This is a genomic window from Streptomyces sp. NPDC015130 (assembly GCF_043080005.1).
Lineage (GTDB): Bacteria > Actinomycetota > Actinomycetes > Streptomycetales > Streptomycetaceae > Streptomyces.
Genome location: NZ_JBIBVC010000002.1, coordinates 516,032 through 535,973 on the forward strand (window position 1 = coordinate 516,032; position 19,942 = coordinate 535,973).

A 19,942-nucleotide genomic window follows, 5' to 3' on the forward strand; every position below is an offset into this window, starting at 1 on the left:
CTCTCCTTGTCGTCGATGTCGAGCCGTCGCACGGAGCCGGGCCGGTCAGTACGCAGCCAGGTAGACCCGCACGCGATCCCCCGCGACCTCGCCGATGTAGATCTCGATGCCCTGGATGTGGCGCCGCCTTGAGTCGCCGACGCAGGGCGGACACGCACTTGTCGTCCGCACGCTCTTGAGCTCTTGCGGTGGGGTGAGGCCGAGATGTTCGAACCCGTCTCCGCTCAGCGACGAGGAGGACGGGCTTTCCACGGTCAAGGGGTAGTCGGGGCGCAGGTCCTCGGTGATCGCCTCCGCGGCCTGCTCGCTCGTGACGAAGGACAGCAGGTAGACGTTCTCCTGTGGCTGGATCCGTACAGCCCCCTTCACCTCCGTCGCCCCCTGGGGGACCTGGATCTTCATGAATGCCGCCGACTCTTCGGCATCTGCTCCCTTCTTCCAGCTGGGGGAGGGAGCCGTGCGCGTGACGTGGTCCGAGGGAGCGGACGTACAGCCGCCGAGTGTCAGCCCTACGGCAAGAGTGGCGGCCGAGGCCGGCAGAAGGGCTCGCGCGGTGCGGCGGAGTTTCATCGGTTCTTCTCCTCGCCTCGGGACACGTCGCCCCGGGTGCCTTCGCGTCCCTGGTCCTCTGGAGTGGTGGCCGGGGGTGTGGAGCTGTTGAGATCGTGGTGGTAGGTGGAGCTGCTGCCCTGCATGTCAAATTCCTGGGCGAACCCCACCTTGTGCAGCCGGCCCATGTCGTCGTCCGAGATGTTGATGAGGCCGTCGGCGAAGGGTGTGGACTTGCCGGGGTCCCAGTTGTAGCGGTCCCAGACGTTGACCTGGTAGTCGAGTGAGACCTTGGGTGCGCCGCCGTGAGCGTCCGGGGTGACGGTGACGAACCCGGAGACGTTCTGCGCGTGGGCTCCCACCGCGTGGAACCACTCGTCGCTCTGCAGGTTTGTGTGCCTGGTCCTGCTCTCGACCGGGACGACCACGGTCCTGTCGCCTCCGGCCGCGTGGAACTCGTTCAGCGCCTGTTGCCGCCAGACGTCCTGGTTCGTACCGACATGCTTGTTCTCGATGTTTGACCGGAAGTCGGAGTCGTCGGCCAGTATCCGGTCCACGTCGAGGTCGAGCGTTTCGCCAGTACCACGCAGGTAGTGCAGCATGTTGCGGGAGGCTCCGGTCTCTCCGATGGCGTCGCCGGCCGTCGCGATGGCCAGGGCCCGGGCGTGGAACCACAGGTCCTCGGGGGTGGGCTCTTCTGATTTGAACCGGCCGGAGCCGGAGTCGGCCGAATGCCACTGGTACCGGGGATCCATGACTCCAGCCGCTCGGAGTTCGTCGCCCTTGTCCTCCAGCAGGATGCCGCGGGTGACCGGGTCGAGGCTCTGCCACCAGGCGGGGATGTCCTTGCGGTCCTTGGGCATGCTGGCGGCCTTGCCGGCTTCCTCCAGGGAGGGGTAGGGGCTGGCCTGGGGGTTCCGGTTGAAGCCGTTGAAGGTGCCGTCCATGGGGTCGGAGTCGAGAACGACGGCATCGAGGGCCACGCGAATGCCGTCGTCGGCGTCGGTGACCGCCTTGACCGCCTTGACGAGCCTTTCGGCCCACTCGTTCGCCTGGGTACGGGCGGTCTGCTGGAAGTCGGGGTCATGGACGTAGGCCGTGCGTTCGGCCTGCGTGAGCTGTGCGGTGTCGAAAGCGACGGTGCCCTGGTCGGAGACACGCATGCCCGCTTTGACGGCATCGTCACGGATCGCCTTGACCCGGTTGCGCAGGTCGGTGAGCTGCGTGTGCGCGTCACGGAGGACGCCGGCGACGGCCTTCGCCTCCTTCTGCGCCCCCTGGAGCTCCTTCAGGGTGATGGTGAACCTGTCGTTGGCGGCCTGGGCGCTCAGGCCGATCCAGGATTCGCCGAGCGAGACGCCGTGGACGTCCTTCTCGTACCGCTCCTCGAGCGTCTTGAACTTGGCGGCCATCTCTTCCCACTTGCCCGCGGCGGCGGTCAACGTGGACAGGTCGGTGCTCATGGCTTCGTGATAGGTCGGCATGACTCCCCTGAGGCCGGTCCACCAGCCCGTCAGATGCCTTGAATCCGCGACTGGCGGGCCAGTCGGGCGGCGATGTCGAGTTCGTTGTTCTGCACGCTGATACCGGTCGCACTGAGGGCCTGCTTCTCCGAGGCCAGGCGCCCGAGCAGCATCTTGACCTGCTTCTCCCACGTCTCGTGGGCTCTCTGCAGCGCACCGGAGGTGTCCCAGCCGTGGCCGTCCTTCGCCCCGAACGCCTTGACCGCGGCATTCGTGGTCTCGGCCGCGTGCTTGCCGTCCCTCGTGACCCCCGGCTCCAGGTCGTCGTCGACCGCCTTCGCCGCCGCCTTCTTAGCCGCTGGGCTGGAGGCCAGGTCCGGCTTGCCGGCACCGCCACCTCCCGCATTCGGCGCGAGCTGGTTCAGCCGCATCGGCGTGGACTGCTGGGCTGCCGCGTTCGCCTTGATCTGCTCCCATTCGTCCCAAGCCATGTATCTCCCCCATTGATAGTCCCTCAAGTAACTTACGGAACGGGGACCGCGTACAGAGAGTTAGATCGGGTCAGAGGGCGTTGGAGTGGCTGAATCGCGCCGCGGCTGGCGCACGCTCCTGAAACCGTGCGGGTGTGCCGCTTGCCGTTCTGGCGTCGGCGTGTGCCGCGTCCGAACAGCAGCCGGCCACGTCCGCCGAGGCGGACTCCGGGCAGCACGTGGCCATGGCGCCCACCAGCACCAGCGGAGTGACCGAGAACTCCGTGTGCGAAGCCACGTTCACGGAGGCCCAGCAGAAGGCCATCGGGGTGTAGGACGCGAGGCCGATGTCCGGCAGGGGCGAGGTCGGCTGCTACTTCTCCATGACTTCGGACGAGGACAACCCGGCCGGCTATGTGGTCTCCGTCTTCGAGAACGGGGAAGCCCTGCTGGGGACCGTCGTCGGAACGGACCCCAGGTTGTCCGCGTACGAGCTGATCTGCAGAGCCCCGTACGAGCTGCAGTGCAGAGGTCGGCAGCACTCGTTCGGGGTCGTCCGACAGCCAGCCGCTCGTCCGCCCGGACGACGGGGGCTGCGTCGAGGATGGCATCCCGTTCGCTCTCGACGAGCTCGGCCGGCGCAAGGACTCCGGGAATCTCGATGATCTCGACGACGAGCGTTGCGGTCTGCCGCATCGGTACATTCCCGCCGAGCTCTCGCATGCCGCGCGCTGAGGCCAGAGGAACCTGATTACCCCCTCCGCGCCTCCGCGCCAGGGATTTTTCAGGGACTTTCAGTGTTGTCCGAGGGACTTCCGAGGGACTTTCCGCCGCCTAACGCGGCAAGCCCCCGAAAGACCGGAATGGGCCTCCGGCGCAGGTCAGAGGCCCTTTCCGAGGCAAAGCCCCAGGTAGGGGCAGACGAGTCGGGCTGTACGCCGGGTTCTGTCCCCCGGGACCTCGCGGTCGTCGGGGCGACGGCCATCCATCTAGGACCGGCGTTGCCGCCGGCCTCCTGCGGTCTACCCGCGGACTCGGGCGAGCAGCCCTCGAACATCCGCGCAGGGACACCGGGGTGTCCCCTCTTGACCTTGCTCCGAGTGGGGTTTACCTAGCCGCCTGAGTCACCTCAGGCGCTGGTGGTCTCTTACACCACCGTTTCACCCTTACCGAGGACCGAGGTCCCCGGCGGTCTGTTTTCTGTGGCACTGTCCCGCGGGTCACCCCGGGTGGCCGTTAGCCACCACCCTGCTCTGTGGAGCCCGGACGTTCCTCGGGAAGATCCGAGGATCTCCACGCGGCCGCCCGCCCGGCTCGTCTGCCGTGCCGACCATGCTACCCGCAGCTCCGGAGCGCGCTTGACCTTGCCGCAGCGTCAGGGTTTCTACTGGGGCCATGCGAATCGGCGAGATCGCCGCGCTCGTCGGGGTCACCCCGCGGGCCGTGCGGCACTACCACCAGTCCGGGCTGCTGCCCGAGCCCGCGCGGCGGGCCAACGGGTACCGGGAGTACGGGATCCGGGACGCCGTGCTGCTCGCGCGGATCCGGCGGCTGACCGAGCTGGGGCTGGGACTCGACGAGGTGCGGGCGGTGCTCGCGGACGACGAGGGGCGGGGGCTCGTGGAGGTGCTCGGGGAGCTGGCGGAGGACCTCGCCCGGCAGGAGGCGGTCATCCGGGAGCGGCGGGAGCGGCTCGGCGCGCTGCTGGAGCGGGCGCGGGACGGGCTGCTGCCCGCCGAGGGGCCCGTGTCGGCGGAGCTGGGCGAGCTCCTGGCGGGGCTCGGCCCGGCGCCGGACTCGCCGATGGCGGCGAAGGACCGCGAGATCCTCGCCCTGCTCGACACCGTCGTCCCGGAGGAGGAGCGGGCCCGGCTGATGGGGCTGCTGCACGGGACGGCGGAGTACGCGCACGAGGTGTACGCGCGGTTCGACGCCCTCGCCGAGGCGGAGCCGGACGATCCGCGGGTGGCCGAGGCCGCCGGGGTGCTGGCCGCCTGTCTGCCGGACGAGGTGGGCGGGGAGCTGCCCGCCGAGGGGACGAGCCGGCTCGCGGACGCCTTCTTCGGCGACCTCGCCCCCGCCCAGTCCGCCGCCGTCCGCCTCGCGATGCGGCTCGTCCGGGAACGGCATCAGGGAGGGACACGATGAACGGCTCCGACGACCGGCTCCGCCCGGTCCTGCGCGTCCTGCGGCTCCTCGCGTACGCCGCGCTGCCCGCCGAGGTGGTCCTCGCCGTCTGCCTCGTCGCCGGGGTGCGGATACCCGGGGCCGTTCTCGCTTTCACCGAGGTGGTGACCGTGGCCCTCCTGGCGGTCACCGGGCTGGTCTTCCTCCGCCTGCGGCGGCGCGGGCTGTCCGCGCGGGAGGCCGTCGCCGAGCTCGTCCCCGAGGCCGTGCTGCGGCTCGTCGGACACGAGCTGCGGCTGATGACGAGCCTGGTGCGGTGGGTCGCGCGGCGGCCGCACGGGGTCGCGGGCGCGGGCGGGGTCTTCCCGCACGCCCGTGACCAGGCCGCGCTCTTCCACGGCTTCGCCTTCGTCTGCGTCGTCGAGTCCGTCGGCATGTCGTACCTCCTCTCCGACTGGCCCGTCGTCCACGCGGTCGTCCTCGTCCTCGACGTCTACACCGTGCTCTTCGTCCTCGGCCTGCACGCTGCCTCGGTGACCCGCCCGCACGTCCTGACCGGTGACGTCCTGCGCCTGCGGCAGGCGGCCCACGTCGACGTCCGCGTACCGCTCGCCCTGATCGCGTCCGTCCGCCGCGAGTCGCTGTTCACGCACGAGAGGACCGAGGGCGAGCTGAACCTCGCCGTCGGCTCGCAGACCTCCCTCACCATCGAGCTGACCGAGCCCGTCGACGCGCCCCGGCTGCTCGGCGCGCCCCGGCCCGTACGGGTCGTCCGGGTCCACGCCGACGACCCGAAGGCCCTGGCCGACGCCTTGTCCGGCGCGCTCACGCGGGCGCGAACAGCACCTTCGCCGAGCCCGGGTCCGCCTCCGCGAGCCTGACCCGCAGCCACTCCCCCAGCGGCAGGCGGGAGGTGCCGCCGGCGATCCGGGCGACGACCGCCGGGTCCTCCAGGTGGACGGTTCCGACGGCGGGTTCGCGTTCCTTGACGTCGATCACGTACGCGTCGAAGACCTCGCCGACCCGCTCCTTCAGGAGCGCCGCCTCGACGATGTCGACGCATCCGCGCTCGACGGTGTTGGCGCGGCGCGTGCCCGCCGCCATCTCGTCGGGGAGCGTGGGCAGCGCGGCCCTGACCCACTCGGGCGGTTCGTTCCCCGCGACCGCCGCGACGCACAGCTCGCCCGCGTACCGGTCGACGAGCCGCCGCAGCGGCGCGGTGCAGTGGGTGTACTCGTCGGCGACGGCGGCGTGCACGGCCGGGGTGGGGACGTGTCCGTCGGTGAAGACGGTGTACCCGGCGCCGCGCAGGAGGGTGGTGCACTCCTGGAGGAAGGCGGCGTGGCGCGGGTTCTCGGGGTCGGCGGAGCGGACGACGTCCGCGTACGAGACGTGGTGCGGCCAGTCGACGCCGAGGGCCCGCGCGGAGCGGCGCAGCCGGGCGACGGCGCCGTCGGGGGCCGTGGGCAGGGTGCGGAGGATGCCGGTGCCGGCGGCGGTCATGAGGTCGGCGGCGGCCATGCCGGTGAGCAGGGAGATCTGGGCGTTCCAGCCGTCGGCGGGGAGCGGCGCCCGGTAGGCGAGGGAGTACGTGTGGTCGCGTTCGACGACCTCCTGCTCGGGGACGCTGAGGGAGATCCCGCCGCGCTCGGCTTCCAGGGCCTCCCGGAGCCGTCCGATCTCGCGCAGGAGCGCGAGGGGTTCCTCGGCCGTGCCGGAGTCGATCTGCTGCTGCACGCCCGCGTAGTCGAGCTTGGCGCGGCTGCGGACGAGGGCGCGGCGGACGTCGGTGGCGACCCTGCGGCCTTCGGCGTCGAGGTCGATGCGCCAGAGCAGCGCGGGGCGGGGTTCGCCGGGGAGGAGGCTGGCGGCGCCCTCGGAGAGGACGGCGGGGTGCAGGGGGATCTTGGTGTCGGGGAAGTAGAGGGTGAGGACCCGCCGGTGGGCCTCGGCGTCGAGCGCGGAGCCGGGTGCGACGAAGGCGGCGACGTCGGCGATGGCGTAGTGGACGCGGTAGCCGCCGTCGGCCCGCCGGGCCAGGTGCATGGCCTGGTCGAGGTCGGTGGAGGCGGGCGGGTCGATCGTGAGGAACGGCAGGTCGGTGGCGTCGTACGCGGGGAGCCGGGGGTTCTTCGCGGCGGCCTCGGCCTCGGCGAGGACGGCGGGCGGGAAGGTGTCGGGGATCGCGAGCTCGGTACGCAGTGCGCGCAGGGCGGCCCGCAGCGGAGCCTCGGCTGCGCCGGTCACGTGGATGTGGCGGCGGGGCATGGACCGAGCGTATGAGGAAGGGAGGGGTGCGGCACCTCGTAGGCTGGACTGCCGGGGCCGCACCCCCACCCCCGTACGGACGAAGGAGAACCACCGTGCTCGTGCTGTTGCCGCCCTCCGAAGGCAAGGCCTCCTCGGGGCGCGGGGCGCCGCTCAAGCCGGAGTCGCTGTCCCTGCCGGGGCTCGCGGAGGCGCGGGCCGCCGTCCTGGACGAGCTGGTCGAGCTGTGCGCCGCCGACGAGGAGAAGGCGCGCGAGGTCCTCGGGCTGAGCGAGGGGCTGCGCGGCGAGGTCGCGAAGAACGTGGAGCTGCGGACCGCGGGCGCGCGCCCGGCGGGCGAGGTCTACACGGGGGTCCTGTACGACGCGCTGGGTCTGGCGACGCTGGACGCGGCGGCCCGGAAGCGCGCGGGGCGGTCCCTGCTCGTGTTCTCTGGGCTGTGGGGCGCGGTGAAGGTGACGGACCGGATCCCGTCGTACCGCTGCTCGATGGGGGTCAAGCTGCCGGGGCTCGGCGCGCTGGGCGCGCACTGGCGGGGCGCGATGGCGTCGGTGCTCCCGGAGGCGGCCGGGGACGGGCTCGTCCTGGACCTGCGCTCGTCGGCGTACGCGTCGGCGTGGAAGCCGAAGGGGGAGCTCGCGGGCCGGACGGCGACGGTGCGGGTGCTGCACGCGCCGACCCGGAAGGTGGTGAGCCACTTCAACAAGGCGACGAAGGGCCGGATCGTCCGGAGCCTCCTGGAGGCGGGCGCGGAGCCCGCGTCGCCGTGGGAGCTGACGGCGGCCCTGCGGGACCTGGGGTACGTGGTGGAGGAGGGCGGCAAGGCAGGGGCGCTGGACGTGCTGGTGGACGAGATCCACTAGGGCGTGTTGCGTCCTGCGCAACGCTCGTTGCGCAGGACGTTCGCCCTGGGCACGATGAAGCTCATGACGAGCGTGCTCGACCTTGCCCCCGCCCTTCCCGTCGTCCCCGTGGTGGTGATCGAGGAGGCCGCCGACGCCGTCCCCCTGGCCCGCGCCCTCGTCGCCGGCGGCCTCCCGCTGATCGAGGTCACCCTCCGCACCCCGGCCGCGCTCGACGCCGTCCGGGCCGTCGCCGCCGAGGTGCCGGGGGCGGTCGTCGGCGCGGGCACGGTCGTCTCGGCCGCCGGGGTCGCGGCCGCGGTCGGCGCCGGGGCCCGGTTCCTGGTGAGCCCCGGGTGGACCGAGCGGCTCCTCGGCGCGCTGCGCGAGTCGGGCGTGCCCTTCCTGCCGGGCGTCTCCACGGCCTCGGAGGTCGTCGCGCTGCTCGAACGCGGGGTGCGGGACATGAAGTTCTTCCCGGCGGAGGCGGCGGGCGGGGTCCCGTACCTGAAGTCCCTCGCCGGCCCGCTCCCGGAGGCCCGCTTCTGCCCGACGGGCGGCGTCTCCCTCGCCTCCGCGCCCGCCTACCTGGCCCTCCCGAACGTCGGCTGCGTCGGCGGTACGTGGATGCTGCCGCCCGCGGCTCTCGCGGCCCGCGACTGGCCCCGCGTCGAGGCCCTCGCCCGCGACGCGGCGGCGCTCCGGGCGCCTTCCCCGGCCTCCGGGGCCCCCAGCACGTCCTCCGGAGCCCTCGACCCGGAGTCCTGAGCACCCGCCCCGGACTCCGGCGCCTCCGTCAGTCGCCCGCGCCGGTGAACCGGACGCCCAGGTGGTCGATCACCGGGCGGTAGCCGAGCCGCCGGTAGAGGGCGTTGCTGGTGGGGTTGGCGAGGTCCGTGAAGAGGAGGACCTGCCCGGTACCGCGTTCGCGCGCGGCCCGGCTGACGGCCTCGGTGGCACCGGCCGCGTAGCCGTGCCCGCGCTCGGCGGGCGGGGTGTAGACGAGGTGGACCCGGGCCTGGCCCTCGATCGTGCGCGAGACGCACGCCATCGACACCGGGCGTCCGTCGGGGGCCTCCCAGAGGACGAGGCGGCCCTCGGTGATCCGCTCCGTGACGTGCTCCGTGAAGTCCGCGTCCGGGGCCGGTTCGTCCCCGACGGCCCGGGCGAACTCCCGCGCCCAGGCGGCGACGAGCGGGATGTCGGCCTCGACCGCGGTCCGGGCGCGGCCGGCGGGGGCGGGGTCCGGCGGGACCAGCTCGCCGAGCCGGAAGAGCCGCATCCGGCCGGTGACCGTCCGGGGGAGGCCCGTGGCCCGCGCGTACGCCTCCGCGAAGGCCTCGACGGCCGCCGTCTCACCCCGTACCGACGTCGGGGTCTCGCCCTCCGGGAGGACGAGGGCGCGGGCCGCCTCCACCGTCACGACACCCAGGTCGACAGGGCCTGGCGAGGGCTCGCGCGGCGGGGACATCGCGAGCACCCCGGTGACCCGGCCGTCGGGCTCGGCCCACCAGCCGAGCCGCCCTGCGGAGTCCATGAGGGTGAGCACGGCGGTGTTGCGGGCCGCCTCGGCGGCGAGCAGTTCGCCCGCGGCGGTGCGGAAGGTGTCGACGTCCTCGGTGAAGTACCACGTCATGAACGGTGATGGTGGTACGCCGGGAGCCGGGGGTCCAGCCCTTTTCCCGCGGCGCCTCAGCGCAGGTGCGAGGTGTCGTTGAGGAGCCGTACGGAGGCGTTGCCGTCGGCGTAGTACGCGACGGCGGAGATCGAGGCCGCCGACAGCTCCATCCGGAACAGCGACTCCGGCGGGGCGCCGAGCGCGAGCCGGACCAGGGTCTTGATCGGGGTGACGTGGGTGACGAGGAGGACGGTGCGGCCCGCGTGGGCGGCGGTCAGCCGGTCCCGGGTGGCGGCGACGCGCCGGGCGACGGCCGCGAAGCTCTCGCCCCCGCCGGTCGGAGCGGCCTTCGGGGAGGCCAGCCAGGCGTCCAGGTCGTCCGGGTACCGCTCGCGGACCTCGCCGAAGGTCAGGCCCTCCCAGGCTCCGAAGTCGGTCTCGCGCAGCCCCCGCTCGACCCGGATGTCGAGCCCGAGGCGGGCGGCGACGGCGGCGGCGGTCTGTCGGCAGCGGGTGAGGGGCGAGCTGACGATCTCCTGGATCGTGCCGCGCGCGGCCAGCGCGGCGGCGACGGCCTCGGCCTGCCGCAGCCCGGCCGCCGAGAGCTCGGGATCGGTGCCGCCGCTCCCCGAGAACCGCTTCTCGGGGGTCAGTGCGGTCTCGCCGTGCCGCAGCAGCACGAACGTCGCCGGCGCCCCCATGTCGGGCCCGGCCCACCCCTGCCTGGGTGCTGCGGAGGCCGGGGCGGCCTGCGCGGCCGGCTCCGTGTGGACGACGGCGGCCGCCTCGGCCTCGAAGTCGCCGGTCGCCTCCGCGTGCGCGGCGGCCGAGGCGTCCGATGCGGCCGAGGCGTCCGGTGCGGCCGAGGCCAGGGAGGCGCGGGCCTGGGCCGCGAGGGCCTCGTCGTGGGCGAACAGGCCGTCGTCGGCCTGCCCGGTGGAAGCGGATGCCCCGGTCCCTGAGGTCCCGGCCCCGGCCGGCGCGGGCGTCCCGCCCGATCGCGTCGCCAGGGCCGCACGGGCGCGCGCGGCGCCCGCCGTGGCGTCGCCGGGAGGGCCCGTCGGGGGCGGGGCCGCGGCGTTGCGCGCGGCGGTGGCGTCCAGCGCGGCCGTCGAGCCGGACGGCTCCCACCGGCGGCCCTGCTTGCCGGCGTCCATCGCCTCGTTGGCGAGCCGGTCCGCGTGCTTGTTCAGCTCGCGCGGGATCCACTCGTAGCGGACGCGGCCCGCCGGGAAGACCCGGCCGGCCTCGGCCGCCAGCGGCTTCATGTCCGGGTGCTTGATCTTCCAGCGGCCGGACATCTGCTCGACGACCAGCTTGGAGTCCATGCGGACGTGGACGGTGGCGTCCGGGAAGAGCTCCCGGGCCGCCGTGAGCCCCGCCACGAGGCCCTTGTACTCGGCGACGTTGTTCGTCGCCACGCCGATGTACTCGGCGGCCTCCGCGAGCGTCTCCCCGGTGACCGGGTCCAGGACCACGGCCCCGTATCCGGCGGGCCCCGGGTTGCCCCGGGAGCCGCCGTCCGCCTCGACGATCAGCTCGCGTGCCGTGGTCATTACAGGCCGGACTCCGAGGTGCGGACCAGGATCCGGCTGCAGTTCTCGCAGCGGACGACCTTGTCGGGCGCGGAGGCGCGGATCTCGTTCACCTCGGTGACGTCGAGCTCCAGGCGGCAGCCCTCGCAGCGGCGCTGGTGCAGCCGGGCCGCGCCGATGCCGCCCTGCTTCTCGCGCAGCCGGTCGTACAGCTTGAGCAGGTCGTCCGGGACGGAGCCCGCGACGAGCTCGCGCTCCTTGGTGACGGTGGCGGCCTCGGCGTCCAGCTCGCCCTGGGCGGCGTCGCGCCGGGCGGTGGCGTCGTCGGTCTTGGCCTGGACGGCGGAGACCCGCTCGGTCAGCTCGGAGACGCGCTCCTGGGCGGACTCGCGGCGCTCCATGACCTCCAGGACGATCTCTTCCAGGTCGCCCTGGCGCTTGGAGAGGGAGACGATCTCGCGCTGGAGGTTCTCCAGGTCCTTCGGGGAGGACACGGCGCCGGAGTCGAGCCGCTGCTGGTCGCGCGCGGCGCGCTGGCGGACCTGGTCGACGTCCTGCTCGGCCTTGGTCTGCTCACGGCCGCAGTCGCTCTCCTCGGTCTGCGCGGCGACGAGCAGGTCGCGCAGCTGCGTGAGGTCCTTGGTCAGCGACTCGATCTCGGCGTGCTCCGGGAGCGACTTGCGCTTGTGGGCGAGCTGCTGGAGTCGGACGTCCAGGGCCTGGACGTCGAGGAGGCGGATCTGGTCGGCGGGCGCGGCGTTCAGTTGGGGGCTCCAGGAGAGGTGTGGTGGGAGGACCAGGGGTCGGTGACCGTCTTCGAGACGTGGACGCGGAGGTCCCAGCCGTGGCGGTCGGAGATCGCGTCGAGCTGGGCGGCGGCCTGCTCGCACCAGGGCCATTCGGTGGCCCAGTGGGCGGCGTCGACCAGGCCGAGCGGCCCGGACCGGTTCGCGTGCTGGGTGGCCTCGGAGACGGGGTGGTGGCGCAGGTCCGCGGTGAGGAAGGCGTCCACGCCCGCGGCCCGTACGGCGTCGAAGAGGCTGTCGCCCGAGCCGCCGCTGACGGCGACGCGGTGCAGGACCATGTCGGGGTCGCCGGCGACCCGGACGCCCTGCGCGGTGGCGGGCAGCCGCTTCGCGGCGCGGGCCGCGAACTCGGCGAGGGTCTCGGGGTGGTCGAGCTCGCAGATCCGGCCGAGGTTGTTCTCGGGCACGAGGGGGCCGGTGACCCGGAGGTCGAGCGCGCCGGCGAGGGCGTCGGAGACGCCGGGGTCGGCGGTGTCGGCGTTGGTGTGCGCGACGTGCAGGGCGATGTCGTGCTTGATGAGTTCGTGCACGACGCGGCCCTTGAAGTGACCGGCCGCGACCGTCGTCGTACCCCTCAGGTAGAGGGGGTGGTGGGTGACGAGGAGGTCGGCGCCGAGGGCGATCGCCTCGTCGGCGATCTCCTGGACGGGGTCGACGGCGAAGAGGACGCGGCCGACCTCGGCGTCGGGGTCGCCGCAGACGGTGCCGACGGCGTCCCACGACTCGGCCCGCTCTGGCGGCCAGAGGGCGTCGAGCGCGGCGATGACTTCAGACAGACGGGGCACGAGGGAAAGGCTACCTGCACCCCGCGCCCCGCCGTCCTGACCTGTGGACAACCCACTGCGACGGACGGCCTGTCCGCGCCGGTGTCCGTGCCGATCCGCGTCGCCTCCGGGCGCGGCCGCACCGGAGTCACCTGCTCCGCTTAGGCTCGCCTTACCTTGCTCATCTCGGGCCACTCCAGCACAGCCGCCCCCTCACCCACAGCCGAACCGCCGCACGACCACCCTTATGTGTGAAGTGACCGGGCTCGTGTTGTTCGGCAGGAAGTGCGAAAACTAGCTTCATGGCCGGAGGTGACGAGTCGATGACAGCGTGTGCCATCGAGACCGCGGCCGAGGACGACGACCGCGACAAGAACCCCACGGGGTCGGCCGGCTTCACGATCACGGCCAACGGCGCGTACGCGGCCAGGCTCGCGGGCGCCGGAGACGCCCTGTACGTGGAGCGGTGGACGCTCGACGGCCCCGAGCCGTACGCCGTCCCGCTCCCCCTCGGTCAGCCGGAGGAGCCGCACACCCAGCTGCTGCCCCTCGCGGACGGCCGGGTCCTCGTCGCCCGCCGCGTGGACGGGCGGCGGACCACGTTCTCCCTTCTCTACCCCACCGGCCCGGCCACCGGCGAGCTCCAGCTCGGCGCGGTCGAGGCGGCCGGCTCCGAGCGGCTGGTCCTGCTGCCGCCCTCGCCGGACGGCATCTGCGCGTACGTGATGTGCGCGGGGCCCGAGACGACGACGCTGTGGCTCGTCGCCGGCGGCGCCTTCGGCCCCGAGCAGGTCGCCGAGGTCAGGGGCCGCTGCTCGGGCGGGGTGTGGCTCGACCGTACGGGCCGGATGCTCGCGCTCGACCGGCGGCTGGACGGCGGGCCGGTGAAGGCCGTCGCGGTCGACCTGGAGCGGGGCGGCGAGGTGACCCCGCTGCTCCAGATCACCGAGGAGAGCGACGACCGGCTGCTCCTCGCCGACCCGGACAGCGGGCTGCTCCTGATCGGCTCCGACGCGCCGTCGCCGGGGCGCGAGCGGCTCGGCTGGGGTGTGCTCGGCAGCCTGCTGCCGGTGCGCTTCCCGGAGTGCCTGAAGGTCGAGGACGCGGTCGTGACGCCGTTCGCGGTGCAGCCGGGTCAGGTCCTGATGCCGGAGAGCTGCTCGGTGGCACTGCGGATCGACGCGGCGGGCGGGAGCTGGGTGGGGACCTGGGAGCCCTCCTCGCGCCGGCTGGTCCAGTCGGCCGCGCCCGCGGGCTGGCTGGCCGGCGCGGGGCTGTGGACCGCGGAGGGCGTGCTGCGGCTGCCGTACGCGACGGCCGGGGCGCCCTGCGGCCTCGCGGAGCTGGAGGCGCCGCCCGAGCCCGAGCCGGTGCCGGTGGTGGTGGCCGTCGACGAGCCCCGGGTGTGCCGCCCGGTACCTCTGCAGCAGGCGCCCCTGACGGACCGGAGACCCGCGGGCTGAACCGTTCCCTCCTTGTCCGTCCGCATCACTAAACTCACCGGTTGCACAGCAACACCGAAAGACCGATTCATACGGGGTGAGTTCCAGCATGTCGGAAGCAAGCACGGAGGGTAAGGAGCCCAGCGGCTCCGGAAGGCATCGCGGCGAGGCGTCGCCGGCGGAGGACTCCACGTCCTCGCCGCACGGTCGCCACCGTCGCGAACCCGACGCGCAGTGACCGAGCAGTCCAGCAGCGGTCGGTGAGGAAGGCGATGGGCCCCGGGTCTCCCCGGGGCCCATCGCCGTTCCCCGCCTTCCCCACTTCCCCGTCCGTCCCCCGCGCCCCCTTTCAGCCCTTCTTCAGGCCGAGCACCTCGGCCGCGGCGAAGGTCTCGCCCGCCGGCCGGGAGGCGTAGTGCGGGGTGAGCACGGCGTCCAGCTCCTCGTATGTGAACGCCTCCTTGGCGGTGTCGAACTTGGCCGCCACCTTCGGCCGGTCCACGACCGCCACCATCCCGCCGTGGACGACGAGCAGCTGGCCGTTGACCCCGGCCGCCGCCGGGGAGGCCAGGTAGCCGACGAGCGGCGCCACGTGCTCCGGGGACAGCGGGTCGAGGTCCCCCTCGGCCGCCGGCTCCGCGAAGCCCGCGAAGACGTCCTCCGTCATCCGGGTCCTGGCCCGCGGGCAGATCGCGTTGGCCGTGACCCCGTACCGGGCGAGCGCGAGCGCCGAGGAGGTCGTCAGGCCCACGATGCCGCCCTTGGCCGCCGCGTAGTTGGGCTGTCCGGCCGAGCCGGCGAGGAAGGCCTCGGAGGAGGTGTTGACGATCCGGCCGTAGACGCCGGTCTCCCCGGCCTTGGACCGGCCCCGCCAGTGCACCGCGGCGAAGTGGGTGGTGTTGAAGTGGCCCTTGAGGTGGACCCGTACGACGGAGTCCCACTCGTCCTCGCTCATCGAGAAGACCATCCGGTCGCGCAGGATGCCCGCGTTGTTGACCAGGACGTCCAGCTTCCCGAACTCGCTCACCGCCAGGTCGACCAGGCCCCGCGCCGTCTCGAAGTCGGAGACGTCGCCGAGGTGGGCGACCGCCCGGCCGCCGGCCGCGCGGATCTCCGCGGCGACCTCCTCGGCGGGCGCGGCGGAGGCCTCTCCGGAGCCGTCGCGGCCGGCCTGCCCGTAGTCGTTGACGACGACGGCGGCGCCGAGCCGGGCCAGTTCGAGCGCCTCGGCGCGGCCGAGCCCCCGTCCGGCGCCGGTGACGATCGCGCTCAAGCCCTCAAGGGGGAGTGACATCTCGCAGCAGTCCTCTCGGGTCAGATCTCGATGCAGGTGCGAAGAGCCGTGCCCGTACGCATCTGCTCCAGGGCCTCGTTGATCCCCGCGAGCGGTACGCGGTGGGTGATGAGCGACTCCAGGTCGACGCGGCCGGCCCGCCAGAGCGCGATGGTCCGCTCGTACGAGGTGAGGACGTCCCCGCCGCCGTACATGGAGGGCAGGATCCGCTTCTCGTCGAAGAACAGCTCGAACATGTTGAGCTGGAGGTTGTCGTCGAGGGCGCCGGCGCCGACGATGCAGAGGGTGCCGCCGCGGCGGGTCGTGTCGTAGGCGGTGCGGGCGGTGGCGGACTTGCCGACGACCTCGAAAACGTAGTCGAAGCCCTCCCCCGCGGTGATCCGCTGCTTGGCGTCGGCGAGCGCGTCCGGGGCGATGGCCTCGGTGGCGCCGAAGCGCAGCGCGGCCTCGCGCCGGGACTCGACGGGGTCGACGGCGATGATCTGGGCGGCGCCCTGGAGCTTGGCGCCCTGGATCGCGGAGATGCCGACGCCGCCGCAGCCGATGACGGCGACCGAGGAACCGGCCTCCACCTTCGCGGTGTTGATGGCCGCGCCGAGGCCGGTGGTGACGCCGCAGCCGATGAGGGCGGCGATGTCGAAGGGCACGTCGTCGGGGATGGGGACGGCGCAGCCCGCGTCGACGACGACCTCCTCGGTGAAGGTGCCGGTGCCGGCGAAGCCGAAGACGTCCCCGCCGGGGCGCTTGAAGTTGGGCGTGCCGGCGTTCATGAAGCCGGCCAGGCAGAGCTGTGTCTGGCCGCGCCTGCAGGCAGGACAGGTGCCGCAGGCGGGCAGCCAGCAGAGCAGGACGCGCTGGCCCGGGGTGAGGTGGGTGACGCCGTCGCCGATGTCGAGGATCTCGCCCGCGCCCTCGTGGCCGGGGATGAAGGGGGCGGGCTGCGGGAGCACGCCGCTCATCGCGGAGACGTCGGAGTGGCAGAGACCGGTGGCCCGGACCCGGATCCGCACCTTCCCGGGGCCAAAGCCCACCGCCTCGACGTCGTCGAGCACCTCGAGTTTGTCCTGGCCGATCTCGTGCAGTACGGCTGCGCGCATGGGTGCGACTCCAATCGGTACGGATCTGCTCGGTACGGATCTGCTCGGTACGGATCCGGTCGGTACGGATCCACGGGTCAGGAGTGCTCGACGACGGTGTCGGCGAGCACGGGGGCGTCGTCGCGCTCCACGGCGGTGACCGCCACCTGGACGCGGCCCTCGGCCGCCCACATCCGCAGGCGCAGGGTCTCGCCGGGGAAGACGATCCCGGCGAAGCGCGTGCGGTAGGAGCGGACCCGGGTGACGTCCCCGTCGAGCAGGGTGTCGACGACGGCCTTGAGGGTCATGCCGTACGAGCAGAGCCCGTGCAGGATCGGCCGGTCGAAGCCGGCGAGCTTGGCGAACTCGGGGTCGGCGTGGAGCGGGTTCCAGTCCCCGGAGAGCCGGTAGAGCAGGGCCTGTTCCTCGCGGATCGGGCGCTCGACGGTGGCGTCGGGGATCCGGTCCGGGAGCGCGAGGCGCTCGGAGGGCCCGCGGTCGCCGCCCCAGCCGCCCTCGCCGCGTACGAAGATCTGGGCGTCGCTGGTCCAGAGCGGGCCGTCGGCGTCGGAGGCCTCGCTGCGCAGGACGAGGACGGCGGCCTTGCCCTTGTCGTACACGGCGGCGACGCGGGAGGTGGAGACGGCGCGGCCGTGCACGGGGACGGGGCGGTGGAGCGTGACGGACTGGCCGCCGTGGAGGACGGCGGCGAGGTCGATGTCGATGCCGGGGGCGGAGAGCCCGCCGACGACGCCCATGCCGGCGCCGGCGACGGTGGCGAAGCTGGGAAGGACGTGGAGCCTGGACTCCAGGGTGTAGCGGAGCTCGTCGGGGTCGGTCGCGGGTGTGCCCGCGCCGAGTCCCAGGTGGTAGAGCTGGACGTCCTTGTGGTCCCAGGAGATCTCGGCGCTGCGGGGTTCGGCGGCGACGGCCTTGGCGGGGTCGATCGGCATCGGGCTGCTGCTCCTCGTGGGCGAGGTGGCGGGGAAAGACCTCGATGCGACCGTCCGCACCGTCGGTCGCACCGAGGCCGTGCGGGACCGTCCCGGACGCGGCCGTTCTAGAACGCGTTCTAGGTCGGTGGATCTCATGTATAGCCGAGGCGCGGGGAGTTGGGAACCCTCCGGGCACGGCATGCCTGACGGTACGTCAGAAATGACTCGCGGGGCAGAACTCGCGGCGGACACGAGGACGCCCCGCCCGTGGCGAGGGCCACGAACGGGGCGACGAAGGGGCGGGGCCGGGCCCGGACTCAGCCGGCCGGCCCGCCGGAGTTCCGCACGCCGAACCACTGCTCGGCGCCGTACTCCTCGAAGCGCTCCACCTCGGTGAACCCCAGCTTCTCCGCGAGGCGCATCGCGCGGGCGTTGGCGGTCTGCGTGCCGAGCACCACCGGCTCGCCGGGACACGCCCCGGCGAACCAGCCGAGCGCCGCCGCGCCTGCCTCGGCCGCATACCCGTGCCCCCAGGCCTCCGGCAGCAGCAGGTAGCCGAGCTCGGCCTCCCCGCCCTCCGGACGGACGTGACCGGGCCGCTCCGCGTCGCGCCGGTCGAGCGTGATCATGCCGATCATCGCTCCGTCGAGCTCGATCACGAACAGTCCAGGCCGCTGCCCCGGCACCTCGGGCATCGCCCGGTCGAGCTCCTCACGCGGCCGGGCCCCACCGACGTACACCCCCACCTCGGGCGAGGAGAACAGCTCGACGAACGCCGCCCGGTCCCGCGCCTCGGACCCTCGGAGCACGAGCCGTTCGGTCTTCAGCGGAGCCGGCGGCCAGGAGTCAGGCCCGAGTTGAGTCATGACGGGCAACCTACCGCACGCCCGTGCGAGAGCGGGGGGAGTTCGCGGGGCGGTCCCGCGCCCGCGGATCTACGCTGTTCCTCGTGACCGAGATGCCGCAGGACCACCGCCCGGCGAAGTCCGTACGCGTCCTCCTCGCCGAGGACCGGGGCACGACGCGCGGGGCGCTCGCCCTGCTGCTCGGGATGGAGCCGGACATCGAGGTCGTCGCGCAGGTCGGGCGGGGCGACGAGGTCGTGGACGCCGCGCTGCTCTCGCGGCCCGACGTGGCGCTCCTCGACGTCGAGCTGCCGGGACGCGGTGGCCTCGACGCCGCCGCCGGCCTGCGTGACGAGGTGCCGGACTGCCGGGTCCTGATCCTCGCGACCTCCGGCCGCCCCGGCCTTCTCCGGCGGGCGACGGAGTCCGGGGCGGCGGGGCTCCTGGTGAAGGACGGGCCCGTGGCGGAGCTGGCCGAGGCGGTCCGGCAGGTGTTGCGGGGCGAGACGGTCGTCGACCCGGCCCTCGCGGCCGCCGCGCGCCAAGAGGAGGAGCGGCTGTAGGGCGGGCGCCTACAGGCCCTCGGTCTGGGCCGCCGTCCGCTGGGCCTCGAAGTTCTTCACGTAGGCGTCGAAGACCGTCGCGTCCTCGTACTTGAGCAGGGTCTCGTCGTTGTAGCGGAGCGCCGTCGTCGTGTAGGTGTGGCTGCCGGTGAAGACGATCTTCTTGTTCACGCCGCCGTAGTACGTGCCCTCGATCAGCAGGTACTTGGTGTGGGAGTCGGAGCCGCCGCGCTTGTCGTTGTCGAGCTGGTGCAGGGTGATGCGGCCCTTGCCCGTGACCGGCCTGGTCAGCCAGTTGGCCACCTGCCCCATGGGCTTGTCGTCGGCGGTCCAGTTGTCGAGCGAACGGTAGACGATCTCGATGTGGCAGCCCGCGTTGGCGAGCTCCCACAGCTTCCTGGCGACGTCGGTGCGGGTGATGTGGCCCTGGGCGATGCGGATCTTCGTACGGCCGTCGCTCGTGCCGAAGCCGGCGGAGTTGCCGCCGCAGGAGTCCGGGGTGCCGACCGGTGCCACCGTGCCGAGGATGTTGACGACCGTGTCCGAGCCGGACCTCGGGAAGAAGTAGACCTTCGCCTTGCCGGCCTGGGTGTCGTGGGCGTAGTCGGCGACCTGCGGGATCTGTCCGGCGGCGGCCGCCGCGAGGTCGCCGAAGTACTGCCCGTAAGCGCCGGAGAGGGCGGTGTTGCCGACGACGGTGAGCGCGTCGTTCCACCAGTCGTCGGTGTCCTGGCTCGTGAGGTTCCCGGAGGCCTGCACGACGACGTCGTCGACCGCGATGTCGCCCTTGCCCTTGGTACGGGAGAACAGGAAGAACTTGTTGTGGTTGACGTTGTCGTACGTGCCGTTCGGGTCCGCCTCCGTGGTGCCCGGGTCCAGCGCCAGGCAGGCCTCCTCCGGCTTGCAGGTCCGCACCCAGGAGTCGGGGCTGCCCGCCGGGTCCGCCAGCCGGGTCTTCAGGGTGTCGAGCCCGGTGGACCGGCTGTCGGCGTCGACGACGACCTGGACGGTGACGCCCCGCTTGTGCGCCTCGCCCAGCTTGTTCGCCAGGTACACCGACTGGAAGAGGTAGAGGGAGATCCGGATGGACGACCCCGCCTCGGCGCCGTCGACGAGGTCGCCCAGGTGGAAGAGGATCCGCCCCCGCGCGGCGGCGTCGCTGCTGTTCGGGTCGTTGAACAGGGCGCCGGTGGTCACCGCCAGGACCGGCTCGGCCGAGGCCGAGGGCGCGACCGTCAGGGCGGCGCCGACGGCCAGCGCGGTCACGGCCGTTCGGAACCTGTTCCCGCCCGTTCCCTTGCCGCCGTGCTGCTTGTCGTTCTTGATCGATATCACCCGGGCATTG

19 protein-coding genes, 1 other RNA gene and 1 pseudogene are annotated in these 19,942 nt (G+C 73.0%); 7 read left to right on the forward strand and 14 right to left on the reverse strand.

Annotation, left to right across the window (positions count from 1 at the left end):
* Positions 1 to 45 precede the first annotated feature (45 nt).
* Genes ACF08F_RS05580 through ACF08F_RS05590 form a run of 3 tightly spaced genes read right to left on the reverse strand, consistent with a single transcriptional unit; the run spans position 46 to position 2,503 of the window.
* Positions 46 to 570, reverse strand: a complete 525-nt coding sequence (locus ACF08F_RS05580; protein WP_392297187.1) for a hypothetical protein — start codon at positions 568 to 570, stop codon at positions 46 to 48.
* Complete coding sequence (locus ACF08F_RS05585) at positions 567 to 2,012, reverse strand: hypothetical protein (protein ID WP_392297188.1); 1,446 nt, start codon at positions 2,010 to 2,012, stop codon at positions 567 to 569. The genes ACF08F_RS05580 and ACF08F_RS05585 overlap by 4 nt, the downstream gene beginning before the upstream one ends.
* A 50-nt stretch (positions 2,013 to 2,062) precedes the next feature.
* Positions 2,063 to 2,503, reverse strand: a complete 441-nt coding sequence (locus ACF08F_RS05590) for a hypothetical protein (RefSeq protein WP_392297189.1) — start codon at positions 2,501 to 2,503, stop codon at positions 2,063 to 2,065.
* Between the two features lie 134 nt (positions 2,504 to 2,637).
* On the opposite strand from ACF08F_RS05590, the gene ACF08F_RS05595 reads away from it, so the two are divergent.
* Entirely contained in the window at positions 2,638 to 2,817 is a 180-nt protein-coding gene (locus tag ACF08F_RS05595) for a hypothetical protein (RefSeq protein WP_392297190.1), read from the forward strand.
* A 583-nt stretch (positions 2,818 to 3,400) separates the two neighbouring features.
* On the opposite strand, the gene rnpB is transcribed toward ACF08F_RS05595, so the two are convergent.
* Positions 3,401 to 3,799, reverse strand: an RNA gene (gene rnpB / locus ACF08F_RS05600) — RNase P RNA component class A.
* A 78-nt stretch (positions 3,800 to 3,877) separates the two neighbouring features.
* On the opposite strand from rnpB, the gene ACF08F_RS05605 reads away from it, so the two are divergent.
* Positions 3,878 to 4,630, forward strand: a complete 753-nt coding sequence (locus ACF08F_RS05605; RefSeq protein WP_392297191.1) for a MerR family transcriptional regulator — start codon at positions 3,878 to 3,880, stop codon at positions 4,628 to 4,630.
* Entirely contained in the window at positions 4,627 to 5,490 is an 864-nt protein-coding gene (locus ACF08F_RS05610; RefSeq protein WP_392297192.1) for a hypothetical protein, read from the forward strand. Before ACF08F_RS05605 ends, ACF08F_RS05610 begins: the two co-directional genes overlap by 4 nt.
* Here ACF08F_RS05610 and ACF08F_RS05615 read toward each other — a convergent pair.
* The gene (locus ACF08F_RS05615) at positions 5,435 to 6,877 is read right to left on the reverse strand and encodes an RNB domain-containing ribonuclease (RefSeq protein ID WP_392297193.1); all 1,443 of its coding nucleotides are present in this window, start codon (positions 6,875 to 6,877) and stop codon (positions 5,435 to 5,437) included. The two genes, ACF08F_RS05610 and ACF08F_RS05615, sit on opposite strands and share 56 nt — an antisense overlap.
* A gap of 95 nt (positions 6,878 to 6,972) precedes the next feature.
* On the opposite strand from ACF08F_RS05615, the gene yaaA reads away from it, so the two are divergent.
* Both yaaA and eda read left to right on the forward strand, forming a co-directional pair.
* On the forward strand, positions 6,973 to 7,740 hold the full coding sequence (gene yaaA, locus ACF08F_RS05620; RefSeq protein ID WP_392297194.1) for a peroxide stress protein YaaA: 768 nt from the start codon (positions 6,973 to 6,975) through the stop codon (positions 7,738 to 7,740).
* Between the two features lie 63 nt (positions 7,741 to 7,803).
* On the forward strand, positions 7,804 to 8,487 hold the full coding sequence (gene eda, locus ACF08F_RS05625; RefSeq protein ID WP_392297195.1) for a bifunctional 4-hydroxy-2-oxoglutarate aldolase/2-dehydro-3-deoxy-phosphogluconate aldolase: 684 nt from the start codon (positions 7,804 to 7,806) through the stop codon (positions 8,485 to 8,487).
* A 28-nt stretch (positions 8,488 to 8,515) separates the two neighbouring features.
* On the opposite strand, the gene ACF08F_RS05630 is transcribed toward eda, so the two are convergent.
* The 4 genes from ACF08F_RS05630 to ACF08F_RS05645 are packed head-to-tail and all read right to left on the reverse strand — an operon-like array spanning position 8,516 to position 12,463.
* A complete protein-coding gene (locus ACF08F_RS05630; protein WP_392297196.1) occupies positions 8,516 to 9,355 on the reverse strand; it encodes a GNAT family N-acetyltransferase in 840 nt (279 codons plus the stop codon).
* A 56-nt stretch (positions 9,356 to 9,411) separates the two neighbouring features.
* Positions 9,412 to 10,893 (reverse strand): bifunctional RNase H/acid phosphatase, encoded by a 1,482-nt coding sequence (locus tag ACF08F_RS05635; RefSeq protein ID WP_392297197.1) that lies wholly within the window; start codon positions 10,891 to 10,893, stop codon positions 9,412 to 9,414.
* Positions 10,893 to 11,636 carry a zinc ribbon domain-containing protein gene (locus ACF08F_RS05640; RefSeq protein WP_392297327.1) on the reverse strand — a complete coding sequence of 248 codons (744 nt, stop codon included), beginning with the start codon at positions 11,634 to 11,636 and terminating at the stop codon, positions 10,893 to 10,895. The genes ACF08F_RS05635 and ACF08F_RS05640 overlap by 1 nt, the downstream gene beginning before the upstream one ends.
* Positions 11,633 to 12,463, reverse strand: coding sequence for a Nif3-like dinuclear metal center hexameric protein (locus ACF08F_RS05645; protein WP_392297198.1), 831 nt, complete (start codon positions 12,461 to 12,463; stop codon positions 11,633 to 11,635). Before ACF08F_RS05645 ends, ACF08F_RS05640 begins: the two co-directional genes overlap by 4 nt.
* A gap of 302 nt (positions 12,464 to 12,765) precedes the next feature.
* Between ACF08F_RS05645 and ACF08F_RS05650 the strand changes: the two genes are divergently transcribed.
* Positions 12,766 to 13,905: a hypothetical protein gene (locus ACF08F_RS05650; protein WP_392297199.1), complete on the forward strand. Its 1,140-nt coding sequence runs from the start codon at positions 12,766 to 12,768 to the stop codon at positions 13,903 to 13,905.
* Positions 13,906 to 14,233: 328 nt separating this feature from the next.
* On the opposite strand, the gene ACF08F_RS05655 is transcribed toward ACF08F_RS05650, so the two are convergent.
* The 4 genes from ACF08F_RS05655 to ACF08F_RS05670 form a co-directional block, all read right to left on the reverse strand.
* Entirely contained in the window at positions 14,234 to 15,178 is a 945-nt protein-coding gene (locus tag ACF08F_RS05655; protein WP_392297200.1) for a 3-oxoacyl-ACP reductase, read from the reverse strand.
* A gap of 20 nt (positions 15,179 to 15,198) precedes the next feature.
* Positions 15,199 to 16,275 carry a Zn-dependent alcohol dehydrogenase gene (locus ACF08F_RS05660; RefSeq protein ID WP_392297201.1) on the reverse strand — a complete coding sequence of 359 codons (1,077 nt, stop codon included), beginning with the start codon at positions 16,273 to 16,275 and terminating at the stop codon, positions 15,199 to 15,201.
* A 77-nt stretch (positions 16,276 to 16,352) separates the two neighbouring features.
* Positions 16,353 to 17,207: a MaoC/PaaZ C-terminal domain-containing protein gene (locus ACF08F_RS05665; protein WP_392297202.1), complete on the reverse strand. Its 855-nt coding sequence runs from the start codon at positions 17,205 to 17,207 to the stop codon at positions 16,353 to 16,355.
* A gap of 299 nt (positions 17,208 to 17,506) precedes the next feature.
* The gene (locus ACF08F_RS05670; RefSeq protein WP_392297203.1) at positions 17,507 to 18,055 is read right to left on the reverse strand and encodes a GNAT family N-acetyltransferase; all 549 of its coding nucleotides are present in this window, start codon (positions 18,053 to 18,055) and stop codon (positions 17,507 to 17,509) included.
* A gap of 92 nt (positions 18,056 to 18,147) precedes the next feature.
* On the opposite strand from ACF08F_RS05670, the pseudogene ACF08F_RS05675 reads away from it, so the two are divergent.
* Positions 18,148 to 18,573, forward strand: a pseudogene (locus ACF08F_RS05675) (response regulator); the annotation flags it as partial.
* 33 nt (positions 18,574 to 18,606) lie between these two features.
* Here the strand turns inward: ACF08F_RS05675 and ACF08F_RS05680 are convergent.
* A complete protein-coding gene (locus ACF08F_RS05680; protein ID WP_392297204.1) occupies positions 18,607 to 19,932 on the reverse strand; it encodes a phosphatidylserine/phosphatidylglycerophosphate/cardiolipin synthase family protein in 1,326 nt (441 codons plus the stop codon).
* Between the last annotated feature and the right edge of the window lie 10 nt (positions 19,933 to 19,942).

Coding starts and splice junctions, on each gene's coding strand:
- ACF08F_RS05580 (WP_392297187.1), bottom strand. CDS start 570: ATGAAACTCCGCCGCACCGCGCGAGCCCTTCTGCCGGCCTCGGCCGCC.
- ACF08F_RS05585 (WP_392297188.1), bottom strand. CDS start 2,012: ATGAGCACCGACCTGTCCACGTTGACCGCCGCCGCGGGCAAGTGGGAA.
- ACF08F_RS05590 (WP_392297189.1), bottom strand. CDS start 2,503: ATGGCTTGGGACGAATGGGAGCAGATCAAGGCGAACGCGGCAGCCCAG.
- ACF08F_RS05605 (WP_392297191.1), top strand. CDS start 3,878: ATGCGAATCGGCGAGATCGCCGCGCTCGTCGGGGTCACCCCGCGGGCC.
- ACF08F_RS05610 (WP_392297192.1), top strand. CDS start 4,627: ATGAACGGCTCCGACGACCGGCTCCGCCCGGTCCTGCGCGTCCTGCGG.
- ACF08F_RS05615 (WP_392297193.1), bottom strand. CDS start 6,877: ATGCCCCGCCGCCACATCCACGTGACCGGCGCAGCCGAGGCTCCGCTG.
- eda (WP_392297195.1), top strand. CDS start 7,804: ATGACGAGCGTGCTCGACCTTGCCCCCGCCCTTCCCGTCGTCCCCGTG.
- ACF08F_RS05630 (WP_392297196.1), bottom strand. CDS start 9,355: ATGACGTGGTACTTCACCGAGGACGTCGACACCTTCCGCACCGCCGCG.
- ACF08F_RS05635 (WP_392297197.1), bottom strand. CDS start 10,893: ATGACCACGGCACGCGAGCTGATCGTCGAGGCGGACGGCGGCTCCCGG.
- ACF08F_RS05650 (WP_392297199.1), top strand. CDS start 12,766: ATGACAGCGTGTGCCATCGAGACCGCGGCCGAGGACGACGACCGCGAC.
- ACF08F_RS05655 (WP_392297200.1), bottom strand. CDS start 15,178: ATGTCACTCCCCCTTGAGGGCTTGAGCGCGATCGTCACCGGCGCCGGA.
- ACF08F_RS05660 (WP_392297201.1), bottom strand. CDS start 16,275: ATGCGCGCAGCCGTACTGCACGAGATCGGCCAGGACAAACTCGAGGTG.
- ACF08F_RS05665 (WP_392297202.1), bottom strand. CDS start 17,207: ATGCCGATCGACCCCGCCAAGGCCGTCGCCGCCGAACCCCGCAGCGCC.
- ACF08F_RS05670 (WP_392297203.1), bottom strand. CDS start 18,055: ATGACTCAACTCGGGCCTGACTCCTGGCCGCCGGCTCCGCTGAAGACC.